The sequence below is a fragment of the Massilia violaceinigra genome (genome assembly GCF_002752675.1).
Taxonomy (GTDB): Bacteria; Pseudomonadota; Gammaproteobacteria; order Burkholderiales; family Burkholderiaceae_D; genus Telluria_A; species Telluria_A violaceinigra.
The window spans coordinates 6,390,183-6,407,307 of the sequence record NZ_CP024608.1 but is presented as its reverse complement, the minus strand read 5'-3'; the positions used below and the strand labels follow the sequence as shown (position 1 = coordinate 6,407,307).

Here is a 17,125-nt window from a genome sequence, read left to right as displayed (position 1 = left end):
CTATTTTCAGGAGAAATGACATGTCGGAGCCTTCTGGTCCGGACACACAGGATGCCGTCGAGGCGGCGCCTTTCATCGCCGAACTGGCCGCGTACTTCGACGCGCCCATGGACCCCGGCAACGTCGGTCGCTTCGACATCGAGCTCAACCTGCTGGACCGGGCCGAATCGGATGCGCTAACAATGGCTTTGCAGGACCTCAGCTTGATGAGGGCGTACGGCGGCGTCGTTCTCGATGACGGCAATACCAGCGACCATCACGTCTACCTGACCCGCGGGCCCTTCGCCGGCGCCATCCTTTTTCTTTGCCATAACGGCGAAGCGTCGAGTGTGGTGTTCGCTTCCCTTGCCGAGTTCCTCGACGCCGCACGGCAAGCCAGGGAAAACGACGCCTGGCTGACCGATTTCCATCCGTCCACCACGCCACTTCATCGCGATCAGGCGGCCCTCGGCAGCTATCTCCATGCTTTGCTCGACAGTGACAACGAGGACGACGAGGCTGTGGTCGAATCGGCCATCCTGTCGCTCGCGCCGGTGGATATGGGCTTGCTCATGCGCTTGGCCAAGCATCGGAATTTTTTCTATGCGGAGGCAGTGGCAGGGCAAATCGCGCTCTATCCGGCAGCTGCCCTGCGGCCCATTGCACAGCTTTGCAGCGAGCATTCGATGCCCCAGGTCAGATGGGCGGGCGACAGCGCTGTGACAGCGATCGATCAATTGGGGTGAGGGCGACAGCAGCAAGATGAAGTCGCGCATGCCGCCACCATGTCATCCATCGCTTCAGCCGATCTCGGACGCCGCAACGGGCGCGTCGGCTGCCAGGTCGGCGGCGCGCATGTCCGCCGCCGGCAGCTCGATGGTGAAGCGGCTGCCTTTACCGACCCCCTCGCTGTAGGCGATCACGCTGCCGCCGTGCAGTTCCACCAGCTTGCGCACCAGCGCCAGGCCCAGCCCGAGGCCGCCCGTGGCGCGGTCCGGCGTGCGCCGGCCCTGCGAGAACAGCTCGAAAATGCGCGGCAGCAATTCCGGCTCGATGCCGTTGCCGTCGTCGCTCACCTCGATGCTGATGCGCTCGCCGTCGCGCGCCAGGGTCACCTTGATGGAGGACTGCGGCGGCGAATACTTGGCGGCGTTGACCAGCAGGTTGGTCAGCACCTGGATCAGGCGCGTGGCGTCGCCGCGCACCCAGTATTCCTCCTCGCCGCAGACGGTGTCGAAGCGGTGTCCGCCCTTGTGCATGCTGCCCATGGTCTGTTCGACGGCGGCGGCTAGGATGGCGCGCAAGGAGACCGGTTTCTTTTCCAGCGTGATGAGGCCGCGCGTGACGCGCGACACGTCCAGCAGGTCGTTCACCAGATGGTTCATATGGTCGACCTGGCGCGCAATGATGTCGCCCGCCTGGCGCATCTGCTCGGGCGAGATGTTGGGCATCCTGAGCAGATGGGCGGCGGTGCTGATCGGCGCCATCGGATTACGCAGCTCGTGGCCGAGCATGGCGAGGAATTCGTCCTTGGAGCGGTTCTGGCCTTCGGCGATTTCGCGCGCCTGCTGCGCTTCGGACAGCAGCCGTTCGCGCTCAGCCGAGGCGCTGGCCAGCAGATGGGCGCCCAGGTACACGTTCTGGTCGAGCCGGTCGACTTCGGTAATGCCGGAATACAGCGGCAGCCGGGCCGGCCCGTCCACCATCGAGCGCGCCGCCTCGCCGGTGCGGGCAATGGCCTTGGTCACGCGCGCGCTGAACAGCAGGGCGGCGGCCCCGGCCAGCAGCAGGGCGATGATCAGGCCCGACACCGAATAGAGCACCGTGCGCCGCGCCGTGCCGTCGATGGTGGCGCGCGGCGAGGACATCGCCACCCACCAGCCCGACACGGTGGAGGCGGTCAGCATCGCATAGCGGCCGCCCGGCGTGCTGACCAGGCCGTTTTCGCGCAGTCGGATGGCCACCAGCAGCGGTACCGGCGCGAAGCTGCCCACGGCGGCGTGCTTGCCGTTGCTGGCCAGCAGGCGGCCGTTGCGGTCGTACACGGTGAAGGTGGTGCCGTCGGCATCGGGCGCGGGCAGGGCGCGCATCAGGTCGTCGACGTCGAAGCCGTAGCCGAGCACGTAGCGTACGCCATTGTCGAGAAACACGGGATAGTCGACCTGCACCACGTAGCTGTCGGGCAGTTTGCCGGGCTGCAGATCGGAGATCGCATACGCCGAGCTGGAGAGCATGCGGTCGACGCGCGCGCGCTGCAGGGCGCGGGTGTCGGGCAGGGGCGCGTCGGGTGCCAGGGTGGTGTCTACGAGCAACTGTCCGCTGTCGTCGAACAGTTCGATGTAGGCGCCTTCGTTGCCGGCCATGGTACGCGCCTTGATGCCGAACTGGGCCAGTTGCCCCGACTCCAGCTTGTTCGAGCTGCTCAGTCCGCGGATGAGGCCGATGGCCTGGTGCCACTGGCTGTCGACCGCGATCGAGGTGGCGCGCGCCGCCAGCTTCATCGACAGCACGGCGGCATCGCGCTCGGCCTGGATCAGGCGGCTCAGCGGTACGGTGGAAAACAGGATCACCGGCGCCAGCGCCGCCACGATCATCATCGCAAGGAAGGACCGAATCTTCATGTTCACTCTTTCGGGAAAACATTTCAGCGACGCACTCGTTTAGCCGTTGCATCCCATTAAGCTTAGCATGTCTTTACGGTCAACATTCCTATTAGTATTTGTTCGTTGTTGGATGGGGTAACGCCACTTGACGCGGCGTTCCCCATGCGTTCTATGGATTCCAGCCGAGTCCGCTATTCCATGCGGAAAACACCTTGGCACGGGTGGCAAACCCGGCCGCCACTTCCTCGTCGCTCAGCAGGTAGCCGCCTACCCGGGCCGCCAGGTTCAAGGGCGTGCCCTGCAGGTCGATTGTGCCGTGCTCGCGCCAGCCCGACACCGCGTTCGGCTGGACCGGGTTGGGCGCCGGCTGGCCGTTCACGCCCAGGCCCGCCCAGCCGGCCGGGGCGACGTGCGCATCCATCTTGCAGTTGATGAAGGCGATATTGTCCCAGGTGGCCGTGCCGCCGGGACTGCGCGCGAGCCAGGTGGCGCCGTTGGGAATGTCGCCGTGCAAGGGGCCGGGTCCGGGGCCGTGGGTCAGGCTGCTGTTGAGAAAAACGAAGCCCTTGTCGGCCGCGTTCGGCACGCGCGCCTGCAGCACGTAGCCGCCGCCGGTCGCGCTGGTGCTGTCGCCCACGCTGCGGATTTCGCTTTCCTCGAACAGGGCGGCGCGCGCGCTGCCCCAGATAAAGTCGACGTTGCCGGCCACCAGCGAACGGTGGAACCAGGCATAGCCCTTGAGGTTCAGGGTGTCCTGTTCGCTGAAGAAGGCGGCGTTGGTGGCCACCAGGCGGGCGTCGCTGTTGAAGTAGAGCGCTTCGGCCTGGGACGAGATGGCCGGCGAGCGCAGGGTGGTGTTTTTCAGGGTCAGCGTGTCGAGCGTGACCATGTCGGCCGTTTCCACCAGCAGCACGGAACGCCCGCCCAGCGGCGCACCATTGCTACCCGGCGCTTCGCTGGCGCCGGTGCCGGGGTTGAGCGAATCGTAGTTGGTGTAGTGGATCACCACGCCGTCGCGGCTTTCGCCCTTGATCGTCAGATTGTCCTTGCCGCGCAGGTAGAGCAATTCTTCGTAGCTGCCGTTGCGCACGCTGATCGTCACCGGATCGGCCTTGGCGAAGGCGCCGCTCGCGTGGTTGATGGCGCCCTGCACGGTGCGGAAATCGGCCGGGCCATCGTCGTCCACGCTCAGGCTGGCGCTGGTGGGCGCAGCGGTCTTGGTCGTGAAGCTCCAGCCGCCCGCCTTGCCGATGCCGCGAAACGGCGTGCCGCCCAGGGTCGCGCTTGTGAATACGCCGTCGGCAATGGCCACGTAGTAGCCCGTGCCGTAAGCGAGGCGGTTGTTGTGCGGCTTGATGGTCACCGTGCTGCCGTCGATGCGCACCGGCAGGTAGCGCACGCGGCGCAGGCGGTCTTGCCCGGCATGGCCGATGGTGTCGACTTCGTCGGCCAGGCGGATCACGTCGACCAGCGCATCGTCGCTCTTGCGGAAGATGCGGATGGTGCCGCCGGTGCCCAGGGTGGGCGGGCTGTCGAAAGTCAGGCTGAGCGGACTGTCGACGGCTTCATCAAGCGCGCCCACGGCGGGAAAGCTGGCGCCGTCCAGCCGGTAGGTCTGGGTCGGCTGCACGAAGGCCGGCGCAATGGTGGCGCCGATGCTGCGCGACAGGGTCGGATCGGCGCCGCTGGTAAACACGATCTTGGCGCTGCCGGCGGCCAGCGGGCTCAATGTGACCCTGGCGCCGTCAACACTCACGCCCACCACGCCCGGTTTGCTTGACTCGACCGTGAAGGTATCCATGCTGCCGTCGCCTTTTTTGGCGCCCACGTTGACAAGCAGCGGCGCGTCGCCCGCTTCGGCCGTGTAAGTCAGCGGATGCGGGTTCAGGGTCAGCTGCACCGGTTTCATCTTTGGATCGCCCACCCGCACATCGTCGATCTGGAACGATTTGTTGGTCGTGTACAGGCCGATCAGGCCGCGCGCGGCAAAGCTGGCGTCGCTCACCGAGCCGAGGTTCTCGCCATCGAGATACAGGGTCAGGGTGCTGCCGATCAACTCGAAACGTACGGTGTAGAACTGCGCATCCATGGCGATGGCGCGCTTGGACTGCTTGATCTTGCTCAAGCTGTTGCCCAGCATGCGGGCGATCTCGACCTGCGTGCTGGTGGTCGCGTTCTGCACGTTCAGGCCGGCACCGTACCAGTTGGCCGGGTCGACGTAGCGCGTGATCAGGTACAGCTGCTTGTTGCCGGTGGTGCTGTTGGTCAGCGGGCGGATGCGTGCTTCGACGAAATAGTCGCCCGAGAGCACGCCCTTGAACGCGTCCGGCTTGACCAGCGCCAGAATGCCGCCGGTGCTGGCGGCCGTGTACTGCAGCACCTTGTTGGTGGTGCCGGAGGCATCCAGCTGCACGGTAAAAGCGCCGTTGGGGCCGGCCAGCGGCAGCAGGTTCCAGCGCGCGGTCGATCCATCCTGGAAGTCGTCGCAAAAATACAGGCCGCTGGCGGGGCAGAACTGGGTCGGCACGGTATCGGTGCTGGTGTCGCCGGTGCCCGTGATGCTGGTGCTCAGCTTGCCGCCGCCGGCTTGCGCCAGGGCGTTGGCCTTGACCAGCGCCACCGGGCGCGGCGTGAACGCGTACGGCGCGCTCCAGGCGGCCGGTGCGACCGCGCACGTCGGCAGCGCCACGCCGTTCAGCACCGAGCCCTTGTCGCTGAAGGTGCCGCCCGTGCCGCTCGGCGAGGAGACGACATCGGCGCAGCTGCTGGCGCCCGTGATGGCGAAGACATTATTATTCGACAGGATCTTGGCGCTCTGGCCCACGCCCACGCTATACATATGGGGATAGACGGGCGCCGACTTGCTGCCCGCGTAGTAGTTATTGAACAGATGGACCATTCCAAAGCGCACCCGCGGCGAGCGCTGGGTGACATCGGCGAACACATTGTTGCTGAACGTGATGCGCAGCTTGCCTTCGTCGGTGGTGGCCGTGTCGCTCGACCCGATCAGGTTGTTCTTGTTGTGCTGGCCGAAATGGTTGTACGACAGCGTGACGAAGTCGGAGGCGTTGGTGATGTCGACCGCGCCGTCATGGCACTGCTTGCGCTTGCCGTTTTCGATGGGCTGCAAGTCGTCGGTCAGCGGGGCGTCGGTAAAGCTGTTGTGGTCGATCCAGACGTGGTGCGAGTTGGAGATGCCGATCGCGTCGTAAGCCGAATTCCAGTTGCCGCTGGCGCCGTCGAGCGGGTCCCAGATGGGGCCGGCGTCGCAGGGGTTCATGATCTTGAGGTTGCGGATGATCACCTGCTCGACGTTTTGTACCGCGATATGGCCGTTGACGATGCCGGCATTGGCCCCGGCGCCGATCAGCGTCGTGTTGCTGCCGAGGCGGATGGCGCCGCGCGCGGCCTGGTCGCCGGTGCTGACGTAAGGTACGCCGCCGCTCATGTCGATCATGCCGGTCAGCTTGATGATCTTGCTGGTGTTGCCGCCGTTACGCAGGGCGGCCAGCAGCTGGGCGCGGTCGGCCACGGTGTAAATCTGTTCGGGAACGGCGCTGGCGCCGCCCACGGTGCCGCCGGATTGGCTGGCCCAGCCGTCGGCGGGAGCGCTCTGGCGCGCGGGATCGACGGCTGCCTGGGCCTGGCTACAGGCGGCCGCCATCAGCAGGGCGGCGCTGAGAGCAGCGGCCCTGATCGGTGCTTCATTCATTGGATTCTCCGGTAACTAGGCTTTGGGGGCGCGGCGGCGCACGATCGCGATGGCGGCAAAGCCGGCCAGCATCAGCGTGACGCTGGCCGGTTCCGGCACGGGCGAGGGCGCCGCTTCGAGGCGCGCGCTGAAGCTGTTGAAGCCGGCGCCCCAGTCGAGCGCGGACAGATCGAGGCCGATGGTGTGGCCGTCGATCAGGTTCAGCACCGGCAGGCCGCCCACGGCGGCGCTGTCGATCAGCGTGAAGCGGGTCAATGGGGCGGCCAGGCTGGCACCGAAATCGAAGCGCATGCTGTACGGCCCCGCGCTCACCGGTCCATTGTTAAACACCGTGAGCACGCCGTCTTCGGCAAAGTCGATGCCGAACAGGAAGTCGGCGCTGAGAAACTCGACCCCGTTGGCGCCGCCGGGGTCGATTTCCGTGACGTTCGACCCCGGACCCGGGGCGAACAGCTGGTCCAGTCCCAGCATGCCGTCAGCGGACCCGTTATAGGTCGCGCTGATGCTGGTGTGCTGCAGCGGCAGGGGCGCCGCGTTTGCTTGTCCCGCGGTCAGTGCCACGACCGCGAGTGTCTCCAACATTCTTTTTGTTTTCATTTTTTTGTCGTCCAGTAAAGTGAAACAGCAGGCTACATCGTTATTTCCTCATCAAAAAACAGGATTGCTTACGCCGTCACGGTGGTGTTGTACACCTTGCCGCCGATGGTCACGTTGGTCAGGAATGCCGACTTCACGTTGTAGGCGAACCAGGGATTGTCGGCATTGGCCGGGGTGCCGAAGTCGCAGTCGGTGATCGTGATGTCGGTGATCGGCACGATCAGCGACGGGTCGTTGCCGTTGTAATCGAAGGCGACCGGACCGAGCAGCATGATGGCCTGGTAGCACGAGAAGGTGCCGGCCTTGGTTTTCACGTTGCCGACCTTGACGTTCGAGATGTGCACGTTCGACACCACCGGCGGGCGGGTGCGCACGTTGTCGGCGGTGGGCGCGTAATCGCAATCGATGGTGACCACCGCGCCGGCCGAGGACGACACGGTTTTTGGGGCGATGGGCGAGCCGGGCAGGGGATTGTAGAAATGCGGCGTGGTCTGCACTCCGTTCGGTATCGTCACGTTGCGCACGTAAAAATGCTTGAGGAAGCCGCCGCGGTTCATATTGGTCTTCATGCGGATGGCCGTGCTCAGCGGGCTGGTGGCCCAGTTCACGTTGCGGAACTCGATATCCTGCGCATACACGTGCTCGATGCCGCCCGACATTTCGCTGCCCAGGGTCACGCCGCCGTGGCCGCTGTTCATGATGCATTTCTGGATCAGCACGTTCCGGGTCGGGCCATGCTGGGTATCGAGGTTCTTGCCGGCCTTGATGGCAATGCAATCGTCGCCGGTGTTGAAGGTGCAGTCTTCGACCAGCACGTTATCGCACGCTTCCGGATCGAAACCGTCGCTGTTCGGGCCCATGCTGTCCATGTGGACCTTGCGGATTTCCAGGTCGCGGCACGCCACCGGGTGATGCAGCCAGAACGGCGCCTGGTTGACCTGGTACCCCTTGAGCAGCACCTTGGTGCAGTCGATGAATTCGATCATGCACGGGCGCAGATAGTGGCCGCGGCCGAACACGCGCTTGCCGACCGGCACGCCGGCTTCCGACAAGGAGGGCAGGTAAGCTTCATCGTGGCGCCAGCGGCTGCTGTCGCCTTCGATCAGCTTGACCTGGGCCGGGGTCAGGTTCGGTGCCACGGTCAGGATGCTGGGCGGGTTGGCCGGGTTCACGGCTACCTGCGAGGCCAGTTCCCTGGCGCCGCTGCGCTTGACCTTCCAGTCCCACCAGCAGTCGCCGCCGCCCAGCGGCACGCCGCCCTGGCCGTCGAGAATGCTGGTCCAGTCCTCGCCGGTCAGGGCGATATTGTTCTGCTTGTGCGCGTACACCAGCGGCGAATAGTTCAGGCAATCGTTGCTCTGCCAGCGCGACAGGGTCAGCTTGCCGTTGGCGCCGCAGTCGACTTCGCCGTATTTGGCGAAATCGTCCGGGTCGTTGCTGAAGAATACGTGCGCACCGGACTTGAGGTGCACATGCACGTTCGAGCGCAGCACGATCGGGCCCTTGCACAGCCAGGCGCCGGCGGGAATGATGACGCGTCCGCCGCCTGCCTTGGCGCAGGCGGCAATCGCGGCCGCAATGGCCGGATAGCAGTCGTGCGCGCCGGCGGCCGGCGTTTTGACCATGCCCGGCTCGTGGTGGCCGATGAACCCTTTGACGGTGCTCACCTTGCACGGCTTGGCGCCGTGCGCGGTGATCAGGAAGTCCTGCTTGCGAAATACCAGCGGCGTTTTGAAACGCCTGGCGATGGCGTGCGCCTGCTGCCATGGGTCGGACGGCTTGTCTTCGGCCAGGGCCGGCAAGGCGATGCCGCCGCCGCCCAGGGCCAGGCCGGCGGCCCCGGCGCCGCGCAGGAGGGCACGGCGCCGGGTGTCGATCGAATGCTTGTTCATGAAGGTTCCTGCCTGATCAGAAGTTGTCGATTAAAAGCTGTACGTCATGCGCAGATTGTACGAGCGGCCGATCGGATTGGCGGCGCTGCTCAGGTAGCCGAAGGTGTAGCCGCTGTGGTTGGTGACCGGCGGATTTTCATCGAACATATTGGTGACGCCGGCCACGATGCTGATATTCTTGAAGCCGCTGTAGGTACCGGTCAGGTTCCAGACCGAGTACGGCTTGATCTCGCGGTGATATTCGGGCGCCACCAGGTTCTGGTCGTCGTAGTGCGAGTTGTAGTTCTGGGTCAGCTGCGAGCTCCAGTCGCCGCGCTTCCAGCTCGTTGTCAGCGTGTGCTTCCAGCGGTAGGTGATGATCGGGAAGCTGCTGGTGGTGCCGTTGCTGGCCAGGCCGAAGCGGCCGACGTTGGACACGAATGCGCTGTCTTTTTCCAGCTGGTTGTCGAACTGGGTCAGGTAAGTGCCGTCGAGCTGGAACTTGAACTCGCCGATATCCATGCGCGGCAGGGCGTAGTTGGCGGTGAGGTCGATACCGGAGGTTTTCTGGCCGCCCAGGTTCATCGTCACGTTCTTGATGTAGGCCAGGGTGCCGTCGGGATTACGCACGAACAGCTCTTTGTACTTGGCCGGGTCCTGGAAGTAGACTTGCTCCGGCAGGTTGGCCAGCATGTCCTTCATGCGGATGTTCCAGTAGTCGAAGGACAAGGTCAGGTTCTTGACCGGTTCCACCACCACGCCCAGGGTCCAGCCGCGCGAGGTTTCCGGGGTCAGCTGGTCGTTGCTGCCGGTCTGCTTGGGCAGGGCCACGTTGCACACTTCCGAGGCCACCGCGCCCGCCACGGCGGTGCCGCTGCCGGCCACGCCCGGTTTGCCGCCGGGGCAGAGGGCCGGATCGTCCCATTTGCCGGAGGTGTTGCCGTTGGCGCCGGGCAGGCGGTAGCCGTAGCGGTCGAACAGGGTCGGCGCACGGAAACCGGTGTTGGCCGAACCGCGGAACATCAACGTTTTCGACGGCTCGTAGCGGAAGCTCGCTTTCGGGTTGAAGGTGTTGCCGAAGTCGCTGAAATAATCGTCGCGCGCGGCCAGGTTGACGGTCAGTTGCTTGCTGATCGGGATATCGAGTTCGGCATACAGGGCCGAGACGTTGCGCGCGCCGCTGCCGTGCGAGGACGAGGCATTCGCGTAGCTGACCTCGTTGGTGATGCCCAGGCGCGTATCTTCGGTGGTGTCGCGGTGGATGTCGACGCCGACCGCCATCGCCAGCGCGCCGCCCGGCAGTTGCATCAGCGAGCGGCTGGCGGTGGCATCGACACCGGCGAAAGTGCTGGTCGAATCGCGGTTCAGCTTGCCGTCGACCGAAATGTCGCGCAGGTAGCCCTTGCCGGCTTCGTCCTGCACGCCGAAGGGGTTGAGCACGCCGCTGGCCAGGCCGCTGTTGAGGCCGGGACCGCTCACATAGCCGGTGTTGTAGTAGTTCTTGCGTCCGCTGTGGCCGTAGACCAGGCCGGCTTTGTAATCCCACTCGCCGATCTTGCCTTCATCGACCAGTGCCAGGCGCTGGTTCAGCTGCACATCCTTGTTGCTGGCCAGGCCCAGGTCGGCCACGCTCCAGGTCACGATCAGCGGTTCGCCTTTCAGGCCGGCCACGGCGGGCACGCCGCCGGCGCCGCCCGGATACCATTTGCTGGTGGCCGGCACGCGCGCGGTGACGCCCTTGGCGGTCACGCTGTTGGTCGGATTGCGGGCCGAGATGATGGTCGACTCGCCGCGCATGTAGTCCAGGCTCAGCGTGTGGTCGTCCGAGATCTGTTTGGTGCCGCGCGCGTAGAAGGTCAGCTGCTTGGTTTCGTGCAGCGCGGTGCCGTATTCGTTGCTGTCGATGATGCAGGTGTTCTTGGCGCCCTGGATCGAGAAGGGCGCCTGGCAGCCGGACTTGTAGTACGGGTTGGCGGCGGTCTTGTTGGTGGCGGTGGTGAAATTGGCCGGGGAAGCGTAGCCGCCGCTGCCCAGGGTCGGGGCGCGTCCGATGCTGGCCAGCAGTTCGTTCGAGCTCAGCTCGGCGCGGTCGCGCGCGGCCAGGCGGCTGCGCTGGCGGCCATCGATGGTGGCGTACAGATTCCAGCCGTCGGTGGCCAGGTTGCCCTTGCCGAAGGTGGCCGACAGGCGCTGTTCGTCGCCGCCGCCCGATTTTTCAGGCTGCACGTACTGGGCGGTGATGCTGCCGCCTTCGACGCTGCTCTTGGTGATGAAGTTGACCACGCCGCCGATGGCGTCCGAGCCGTAGATCGAGGAGGCGCCGTCGCGCAGGATTTCCACGCGCAGGAGCGAACTCATCGGGATGACGTCGAGGTTGGCGTAGCCGTCGGCGATCGCTTCATTGGCCAGGCGGCGGCCGTTGAGCAGCACCAGGGTTCGATTCACGCCCAGGCCGCGCAGGTTGATGTTGGTGCCGGAACCGGCGTTGGACGGGGCCAGCGAGTTCGATTGCGGCAGCGCCATCATCACGTCGGCCAGGCTGGTCATGCCGCGCTTGGCGAATTCCTCGGCCTTGATGGTCGATACCGGCAGGGCCATCTCGGTCGCCAGGCGCTTGATGCTCGACCCGGTCACTTCGACGCGCTGCATGCCGGCGTCAAGCTGTTGGGCCGCGGCCTGGTTCATCATCGTCAGCACCGCAAGGGTGATGGACGACAATACGAGTTTCGAGTGGGTCGAGCTGGTTTGCTTGTTCATGTGAGACGGTCTCCGGCGAATTATTGTTTGACATTAGAAGCTCCCGGCCGCGGCGCGGAAGCTGGTCAGGACACCTCGCGTATCCTGTGCCACGGCGACGAAGGCGTGAGCCGGGGTCGACGTGGTCAATAATGGTTTCCCTGGTGGCGCGGCGTTCTTTGCGCCTGCTGCCTGCTGATATGGTTGGTTCTGTGTTTATCCTCGCGAAAACGTGCGCGTCACCCGTTCCAGGTGGGCACGCATGGCGGCGTGCGCGCCGGCCGGGTCGCGCGCCACGATGGCATCGAGGATGCGGCGGTGGTCCAGCAGCGTCGCCTGGCGCAGTTCTTCGGTCTGGAAATGTTCCTTGAGCTTGTGCCACAGGCGGCCGCGCTGCTTCCACAGATGGTCGACCGCGCCGACCATGGCGCTGTTGCCGGTGGCGCGGGCGATCGCGAGGTGGAAGTTGCGATCGAGCTGCTCGTTGCTGCTGTAATTGTCGTGCTGGCGTTCCATGTCGACGACGGCGGCGCGGATGGCATCGATGGCGCTGTCGCTGGCCATGCGGGCGGCGCTGGCGCACACCTCGGCTTCGACCAGGCGGCGCGCGGCCAGCACCTCGAACGGGCCGGGACCGGCTTCGTCGAGTTCGGCGCGGGGTGGCTGGATGCGGCTGACGTAGACCCCGGAGCCGCCGCGCACGTCGACGACGCCGCGCAGTTCGAGGGCGATGAGGGCTTCGCGCAGGGAGGCGCGGCTGACGGCCAGGCGGGTTGCCATCTTGCGTTCGGGCGGCAGGCGTTCGCCGGCGCCGATTGCCTGGTCGCGGATCAGTTCCTCGATGCGACCGGCGACAATGCGGTACAGCCGCGGTTCGTGCGCGAGGGAGCTGTCGGGAGCAAGTGTGACGTTCTTGAGCATGGAGGCCTGCACATCTTTTGGTCAGGCCATTCTAAAGTGGTCTGACCAATCGCGCAAGGTGCTCATGCCAAAATAGTCGAGATGGGGGCCAGGATTACGCGGCGATCCCATTAACATATGATCCGTCGTTCCCGCGCAGGCGGGAACCCAAGTTTGTGCAGAAGCCAGCAGCGGATCTATGAACTTGGGTTCCCGCCTGCGCGGGAACGACGGCGGTGAACTTTGCCTCACTTGCCCTTATAAATCCCCGCCTCAAGAATCACATCGCCGCTTTTAAGGAAATACGTCGATTTCTTCTCGATCTGGCCGTTGGTCGGGTTGTTATAACGGTAATCGACCCAGCCCTTGCCGACTTTTTTGGCCTGGTCGATGATGTCCTTGCGGAACAGCTTGCCATCCGCATCGGGCAGCACCACCATGTTCTTGCCGATCAGCTTGGGATTGGTCGGGTGCGCCAGCTGGGTGCCGTCGAGGGCACGCATGGTCAGGTAGGTTGTCTCGTTGACGAATTCGGGATTTTTGCTGTTGATGGCGGCGATCAGCGCGTCCTTGCCGTTCTTTTGCAGGAAGACCACGCCCTTGTCCACCATGGCGACCGCCGCGGCGGTAGAGTCGGCTGCCTGCGCGGCAATGGACGTCGTGAGCGTGAACGCGGCGCCGGCAAGTACGGCCCTCATCATGGCTTTCATGGTCATCTCCCTGTGGATCGTCACCCGAAATGGGTAGCCGCTGGAGAAAATGTACCATGGGCCGAACTTGCTGCGAAGAAGTATTTACAGCGCTGTGGCTTACTTCGCCACGCGCCGCTGCATGGCGGCCAGGCGCCTCAGCAGCCGGCTTATCAGGCTGGCGGCCAGGTAGCGCAGCGTGGCCAGCGGATGCTGCACGCCATAGCCCTGGCGGCCCAGGTTCTGCGGCATGAAAAAGCGGCTGAAACGCTGCACGGACCCGCTGTCGCTGGCCCGGAAACGGCCGTTGACGTGCGTCGTGTTGAAGCCGTATTCATTGGCAAACAGGAACACCGCGCTGGGCGAGGTCATTGAAATGTCCGCGAACTCGTCGTCGTGCAGGTCGGTGCAGCCGCGCAGGTACGATACGCGGATGGTCATGGCGATGTCCGGAATGCGGATGACCAGCGGTTTGATCAGTCCCACCAGTTCGAGCAGGCAGGGCAGCCCCAGCAGGTTGGCGTTGGCGCCCTTGCGGTACTTCTCGACGGCGGCGCGCACCTGGGCTGGCGTGGCGGGCGGCTCGGACGGCAGCAGGTCGCACGGCACGGCCAGCAGCCGCTCCCAGTGCTCGACGGCGGCGTCGCTGGCCCAGGCCAGGCTTTCGGCCGTGTCCACCCCCAGCGCAATGGTATCGCCCGGCTGCAGGAAGCGCACCGAATCGGTGGTGCGCGCGAGCCGCGCCCACTGCGCCACGCGGCGCGGCGTGTTCTGGTGGTCGTTCATGTAGCAATTGTCGATGTGGGCAAAGGCGACGAAGGAAGCGAAGGGCACCGTGATTTTGGGCGTGAAGGCGTCGATCTGCAGCTTGATGCGGTGCAGCTTTTCGGCTGCGGCGGCGCAGCGCTGTTCGGCCTGGAAGGGGTTGCCGACCCAGTTGGCGTAGCCGAACTGGGTGGTCAAGACATCGACCCGGTCGCACAGCAGCGCGATGCTGGACTTCACCAGCGCGCACTGGGCGGCGCTGGTCAGGATGCAGTCGTTCAGGTTGAGCAGGTGGCGCCCGCCCGAACTGACCAGGCAGTACGAATCGCCGTCGGCGTGGGGAAACACGGTGATGCGCATGTCGGCATCGAGCGCGACCGGCACGCCGGGCAGGCATTCGATGACATCGAAGCCGTTGCTGCGCAAGAAGTTGACCACGCGCTTGTCCTTGGTGTGCTGGAACAGCATGGTCACCTTGCCGGCAAAGTCGCGCCGCAGTCGCTTGACGAAGGGCACCGAAAAATGGTCGGGATGCTCGTGCGAAAACCAGATGAAGGTGTTGCGCTTGAGCGCGGCGATGTCCCTGATCAGCGCCGCGTTCGAGGTGCTGGTGTCGAGCAGGCTCCAGCCGTTGTTGAAGACCGGGCCCTCGACCCAGGGATCGGCCAGCAGCACGGTGTTGTCGTTGGCGAGGTGGAAGCAGGCGTGGTTGACAAAGGTTAGCAGGTTATGGCTCATGGCGGCACCCGGTCAGCTGATGGCGATAAACCGGCCGCGGTGAAACCCGAGCGACCGGTGCGGATGAAACTGGCAGCGCTCGACCGCGCCGACGAAAATGACATGGTCGCCCTCGACATAGCGGCTGCGCGGGCGGCACTCGAAAGAGGCAACGGTACCGGCCAGCACAGGCATGCCTTGCGGCGAGAGCGTGAAATCGACCGCGTCGAAGCGGTCGTCGCCGGATCGGGCGAAGCGTTGCGCCAGATCGGCCTGGTTGTCTGCCAGCACGTTGATGACGTAGCCGGCGGCGGCCTCGAACGCGGCCATGCTGCTGGCCGTGTGCGCCAGGCTCCACAACACCAGCGGCGGATCGAGCGATACCGAATTGAAGGAATTGATGGTCACGCCGACCAGACGGCCGCCGGGCAGGGCGGCGGTCACGATGGTCACGCCGGTGGCGAACTGCGACAGCGCCTGGCGGAAATGCTGGCTGTCGACAGCGGTTGACGGAACACTTGGAGAAAGGGAAGGCATGGCTGGCCTGCGCGTGATGGACGTCAGGTCATACTAAATGCGGTCGGGTGCGCGGCCTTGATCCCGCACAAGCGGCCTGAACGGTTCAGTTGGCGGGCTGGTAGCTCTCGAGAATGGCTTGCATTTTGCCATTCTTGCGCAGCGCCAGCAGGGCGCGGTTTACTTGCGCCAGGGTCAGCTTGCCGTTGGGCGGCAGCGCGCAGTACGTGTCAAAATGTTCGACAGTGAGGGCCGTGCGGCTCAGGCGCACGCGCTCGGCATGGGCGCGCCGCTGGTAATCGTAGTACAGGGAATTGGTGAGCATGTAATCGAAGCGGCGGCGCAGCAGCTTGCGCAGGTTCAGATCGTCGCTGGCGGTATCGTCGCGCACGAATTGCCGGCCCAGTTCGCGTTCCAGCGCGGGATAGCGGTAGCCGGTGATGGTGCCGGTGCGCGCGCCGGCCAGTGCGCGCAGGGTGGACAGGGGCGCGGTGTCAACGCGGCCGACGATGATCTGCTTGTTGGAAAAGACGGTGTCCGACCACTGCCAGCGCTTGCCGTCGAGCCATTCGGGACGCAGGTCGCACAGCAGGTCCACCGTGCCGTTTTCCAGCGCAGATTCGACGCGCTTGCGCGGCAAGGTCAGGTAGCGCGGCCGCACGTTCAGTTCATGCGCCAGCGCATCGCCGACATCCTTGAGCAGGCCGCCGGTCAGTTCGTCGCGGTGGAAGCGGGTCATGGGCATGGCGCTGCCGGTCGAGACGCCGAACACGAGGTCGGCGCCACGCGCGGGCAGCGCCAGGGCACAGGAAAACAGGGATGACAGCAGCAGGAAGCCAATCTTCATGCCGCCATCATACCTTGCCGTGGCGGGCGGGGGCGGCCTACTGAATCTTGGCGATCGAGACCTCCGTCGATTTGACCAGGGCGATGACTTCGCTGCCGACCTTCAGGTCCAGATCATGGATCGAACGGCTGGTGATGACCGAGGTGACGATGCCGTGCGCCGTCTCGACATCGACTTCCGATACCACCGGCCCGGCGATGATTTCCTTGATCTTGCCCCTGAACTGATTGCGTACATTGATTTCCGAGATAGCCATGCTGTTCCTTTACGTTGGTGGGGGGAGGGTGATTCAGTAACTGATGGTTAATAACTCATGAGCAGGCGCAGCGGTTTGCTGCCGCTGTCGCTGCCGGGGCCGGGGTGGACCGCCAGCGGCGCGCCGCCGGAAAACAGTTTCAGCTCGCCCGGCTCGAAACGGTGCCATTGCTCGCCCGTGGTCAGGGGCAGGGTGGCGATCACGACGATCTGGTCGTCCAGATGGTTATGCTGGCGAAAATCGATCTGCAGGTCGCAATCGACCAGGCTGGCGCTGGCAAACGGGTAAGCCCGCACCACGTAATGCAGCTGGGTCGAGCAGTGGGCCAGCAAAAAGTCGCCGTTCGAGAGGATGAAATTGAAGGTGCCGTGGCGCGCAATCACCGCCGCCATGGTTTGCACCGCTATGAACAGGGCCGCGCGCGAGGGCGGCTGCACCGGAAAACGGCGCCGCAGGCCGGCCAGCAGGTAGCAAAAGGCGCGCTCGCTGTCGGTTTCGCCGGCCGGCACAAAATGCGGATCGGGCGCCGGGCGGAAGGTGCTCAGGTTGCCGTTGTGGGCAAACGACCAGGTCGTGCCCCACAGCACGCGGGTGAAGGGATGGCTGTTTTGCGGCGCCACCTCGCCCTCGGTCGCCTTGCGGATATGCGCCACCACGTTTTTGGCCTTGACCGGATTGTGCTTGAGAGCGTGCGCCAGCGGCGAATCGATGGACGGGCGGTCGTCGATGATCAGGCGGCAGCCGGCCGGCTCGTGGAAGGCGATGCCCCAGCCGTCGCGATGCTCGCCGGTTCGCCCGCCGCGCTCGCTGAAACCGGCGAAGCTGAAGTTCAGCGCCGCTGGCTTGCTGCTGTTCATTCCGAGTAATTCACACATGGGCGTCGATTCCTTTCTGCATCTGTCGCCCCCAGCGTAGTCCGGCCGGGCGCATCTGCAAA

Annotated in this window: 13 protein-coding genes; 1 reads left to right on the top strand and 12 read right to left on the bottom strand. The window is 64.9% G+C overall.

All coding sequences use genetic code 11. From position 1 onward, the window contains the following. Positions 1 to 20: 20 nt before the first annotated feature. Positions 21 to 725: a hypothetical protein gene (locus tag CR152_RS27475; RefSeq protein WP_099880301.1), complete on the top strand. Its 705-nt coding sequence runs from the start codon at positions 21 to 23 to the stop codon at positions 723 to 725. 54 nt (positions 726 to 779) lie between these two features. On the opposite strand, the gene CR152_RS27470 is transcribed toward CR152_RS27475, so the two are convergent. The 12 genes from CR152_RS27470 to CR152_RS27415 form a co-directional block, all read right to left on the bottom strand. Continuing rightward, positions 780 to 2,600 carry a sensor histidine kinase gene (locus tag CR152_RS27470; RefSeq protein WP_099880300.1) on the bottom strand — a complete coding sequence of 607 codons (1,821 nt, stop codon included), beginning with the start codon at positions 2,598 to 2,600 and terminating at the stop codon, positions 780 to 782. 151 nt (positions 2,601 to 2,751) lie between these two features. Next, positions 2,752 to 6,294, bottom strand: coding sequence for a pectinesterase family protein (locus tag CR152_RS27465; protein WP_099880298.1), 3,543 nt, complete (start codon positions 6,292 to 6,294; stop codon positions 2,752 to 2,754). A 15-nt stretch (positions 6,295 to 6,309) separates the two neighbouring features. Next, positions 6,310 to 6,876 (bottom strand): PEP-CTERM sorting domain-containing protein, encoded by a 567-nt coding sequence (locus CR152_RS27460; RefSeq protein WP_208640210.1) that lies wholly within the window; start codon positions 6,874 to 6,876, stop codon positions 6,310 to 6,312. Between the two features lie 83 nt (positions 6,877 to 6,959). Then, positions 6,960 to 8,783, bottom strand: a complete 1,824-nt coding sequence (locus tag CR152_RS27455; protein WP_099880294.1) for a glycoside hydrolase family 28 protein — start codon at positions 8,781 to 8,783, stop codon at positions 6,960 to 6,962. A gap of 30 nt (positions 8,784 to 8,813) precedes the next feature. Then, positions 8,814 to 11,519 (bottom strand): TonB-dependent receptor, encoded by a 2,706-nt coding sequence (locus CR152_RS27450; protein ID WP_099880292.1) that lies wholly within the window; start codon positions 11,517 to 11,519, stop codon positions 8,814 to 8,816. A 195-nt stretch (positions 11,520 to 11,714) separates the two neighbouring features. Next, positions 11,715 to 12,419 (bottom strand): FadR/GntR family transcriptional regulator, encoded by a 705-nt coding sequence (locus CR152_RS27445; RefSeq protein WP_099880290.1) that lies wholly within the window; start codon positions 12,417 to 12,419, stop codon positions 11,715 to 11,717. Positions 12,420 to 12,646: 227 nt separating this feature from the next. Next, positions 12,647 to 13,108: a cache domain-containing protein gene (locus tag CR152_RS27440; RefSeq protein WP_099882843.1), complete on the bottom strand. Its 462-nt coding sequence runs from the start codon at positions 13,106 to 13,108 to the stop codon at positions 12,647 to 12,649. 99 nt (positions 13,109 to 13,207) lie between these two features. Then, positions 13,208 to 14,590: an MBL fold metallo-hydrolase gene (locus CR152_RS27435; protein WP_099880287.1), complete on the bottom strand. Its 1,383-nt coding sequence runs from the start codon at positions 14,588 to 14,590 to the stop codon at positions 13,208 to 13,210. A gap of 12 nt (positions 14,591 to 14,602) precedes the next feature. After that, positions 14,603 to 15,106, bottom strand: a complete 504-nt coding sequence (locus tag CR152_RS27430; protein WP_099880285.1) for a flavin reductase family protein — start codon at positions 15,104 to 15,106, stop codon at positions 14,603 to 14,605. Positions 15,107 to 15,191: 85 nt separating this feature from the next. Next, the gene (locus CR152_RS27425; protein WP_099880283.1) at positions 15,192 to 15,932 is read right to left on the bottom strand and encodes a substrate-binding periplasmic protein; all 741 of its coding nucleotides are present in this window, start codon (positions 15,930 to 15,932) and stop codon (positions 15,192 to 15,194) included. A gap of 37 nt (positions 15,933 to 15,969) precedes the next feature. Further along, complete coding sequence (locus CR152_RS27420) at positions 15,970 to 16,188, bottom strand: TOBE domain-containing protein (RefSeq protein WP_099880282.1); 219 nt, start codon at positions 16,186 to 16,188, stop codon at positions 15,970 to 15,972. A 47-nt stretch (positions 16,189 to 16,235) separates the two neighbouring features. Further along, positions 16,236 to 17,063: a class II glutamine amidotransferase gene (locus CR152_RS27415; RefSeq protein ID WP_099880280.1), complete on the bottom strand. Its 828-nt coding sequence runs from the start codon at positions 17,061 to 17,063 to the stop codon at positions 16,236 to 16,238. Positions 17,064 to 17,125: the final 62 nt, after the last annotated feature.

Bases quoted from the DNA above. Each gene is read 5' to 3' on its own strand.
- CR152_RS27475 (WP_099880301.1), top strand. From the start codon at position 21: ATGTCGGAGCCTTCTGGTCCGGACACACAGGATGCCGTCGAGGCGGCG.
- CR152_RS27470 (WP_099880300.1), bottom strand. From the start codon at position 2,600: ATGAAGATTCGGTCCTTCCTTGCGATGATGATCGTGGCGGCGCTGGCG.
- CR152_RS27465 (WP_099880298.1), bottom strand. From the start codon at position 6,294: ATGAATGAAGCACCGATCAGGGCCGCTGCTCTCAGCGCCGCCCTGCTG.
- CR152_RS27460 (WP_208640210.1), bottom strand. From the start codon at position 6,876: ATGTTGGAGACACTCGCGGTCGTGGCACTGACCGCGGGACAAGCAAAC.
- CR152_RS27455 (WP_099880294.1), bottom strand. From the start codon at position 8,783: ATGAACAAGCATTCGATCGACACCCGGCGCCGTGCCCTCCTGCGCGGC.
- CR152_RS27450 (WP_099880292.1), bottom strand. From the start codon at position 11,519: ATGAACAAGCAAACCAGCTCGACCCACTCGAAACTCGTATTGTCGTCC.
- CR152_RS27445 (WP_099880290.1), bottom strand. From the start codon at position 12,419: ATGCTCAAGAACGTCACACTTGCTCCCGACAGCTCCCTCGCGCACGAA.
- CR152_RS27440 (WP_099882843.1), bottom strand. From the start codon at position 13,108: ATGAAAGCCATGATGAGGGCCGTACTTGCCGGCGCCGCGTTCACGCTC.
- CR152_RS27435 (WP_099880287.1), bottom strand. From the start codon at position 14,590: ATGAGCCATAACCTGCTAACCTTTGTCAACCACGCCTGCTTCCACCTC.
- CR152_RS27430 (WP_099880285.1), bottom strand. From the start codon at position 15,106: ATGCCTTCCCTTTCTCCAAGTGTTCCGTCAACCGCTGTCGACAGCCAG.
- CR152_RS27425 (WP_099880283.1), bottom strand. From the start codon at position 15,932: ATGAAGATTGGCTTCCTGCTGCTGTCATCCCTGTTTTCCTGTGCCCTG.
- CR152_RS27420 (WP_099880282.1), bottom strand. From the start codon at position 16,188: ATGGCTATCTCGGAAATCAATGTACGCAATCAGTTCAGGGGCAAGATC.
- CR152_RS27415 (WP_099880280.1), bottom strand. From the start codon at position 17,063: ATGTGTGAATTACTCGGAATGAACAGCAGCAAGCCAGCGGCGCTGAAC.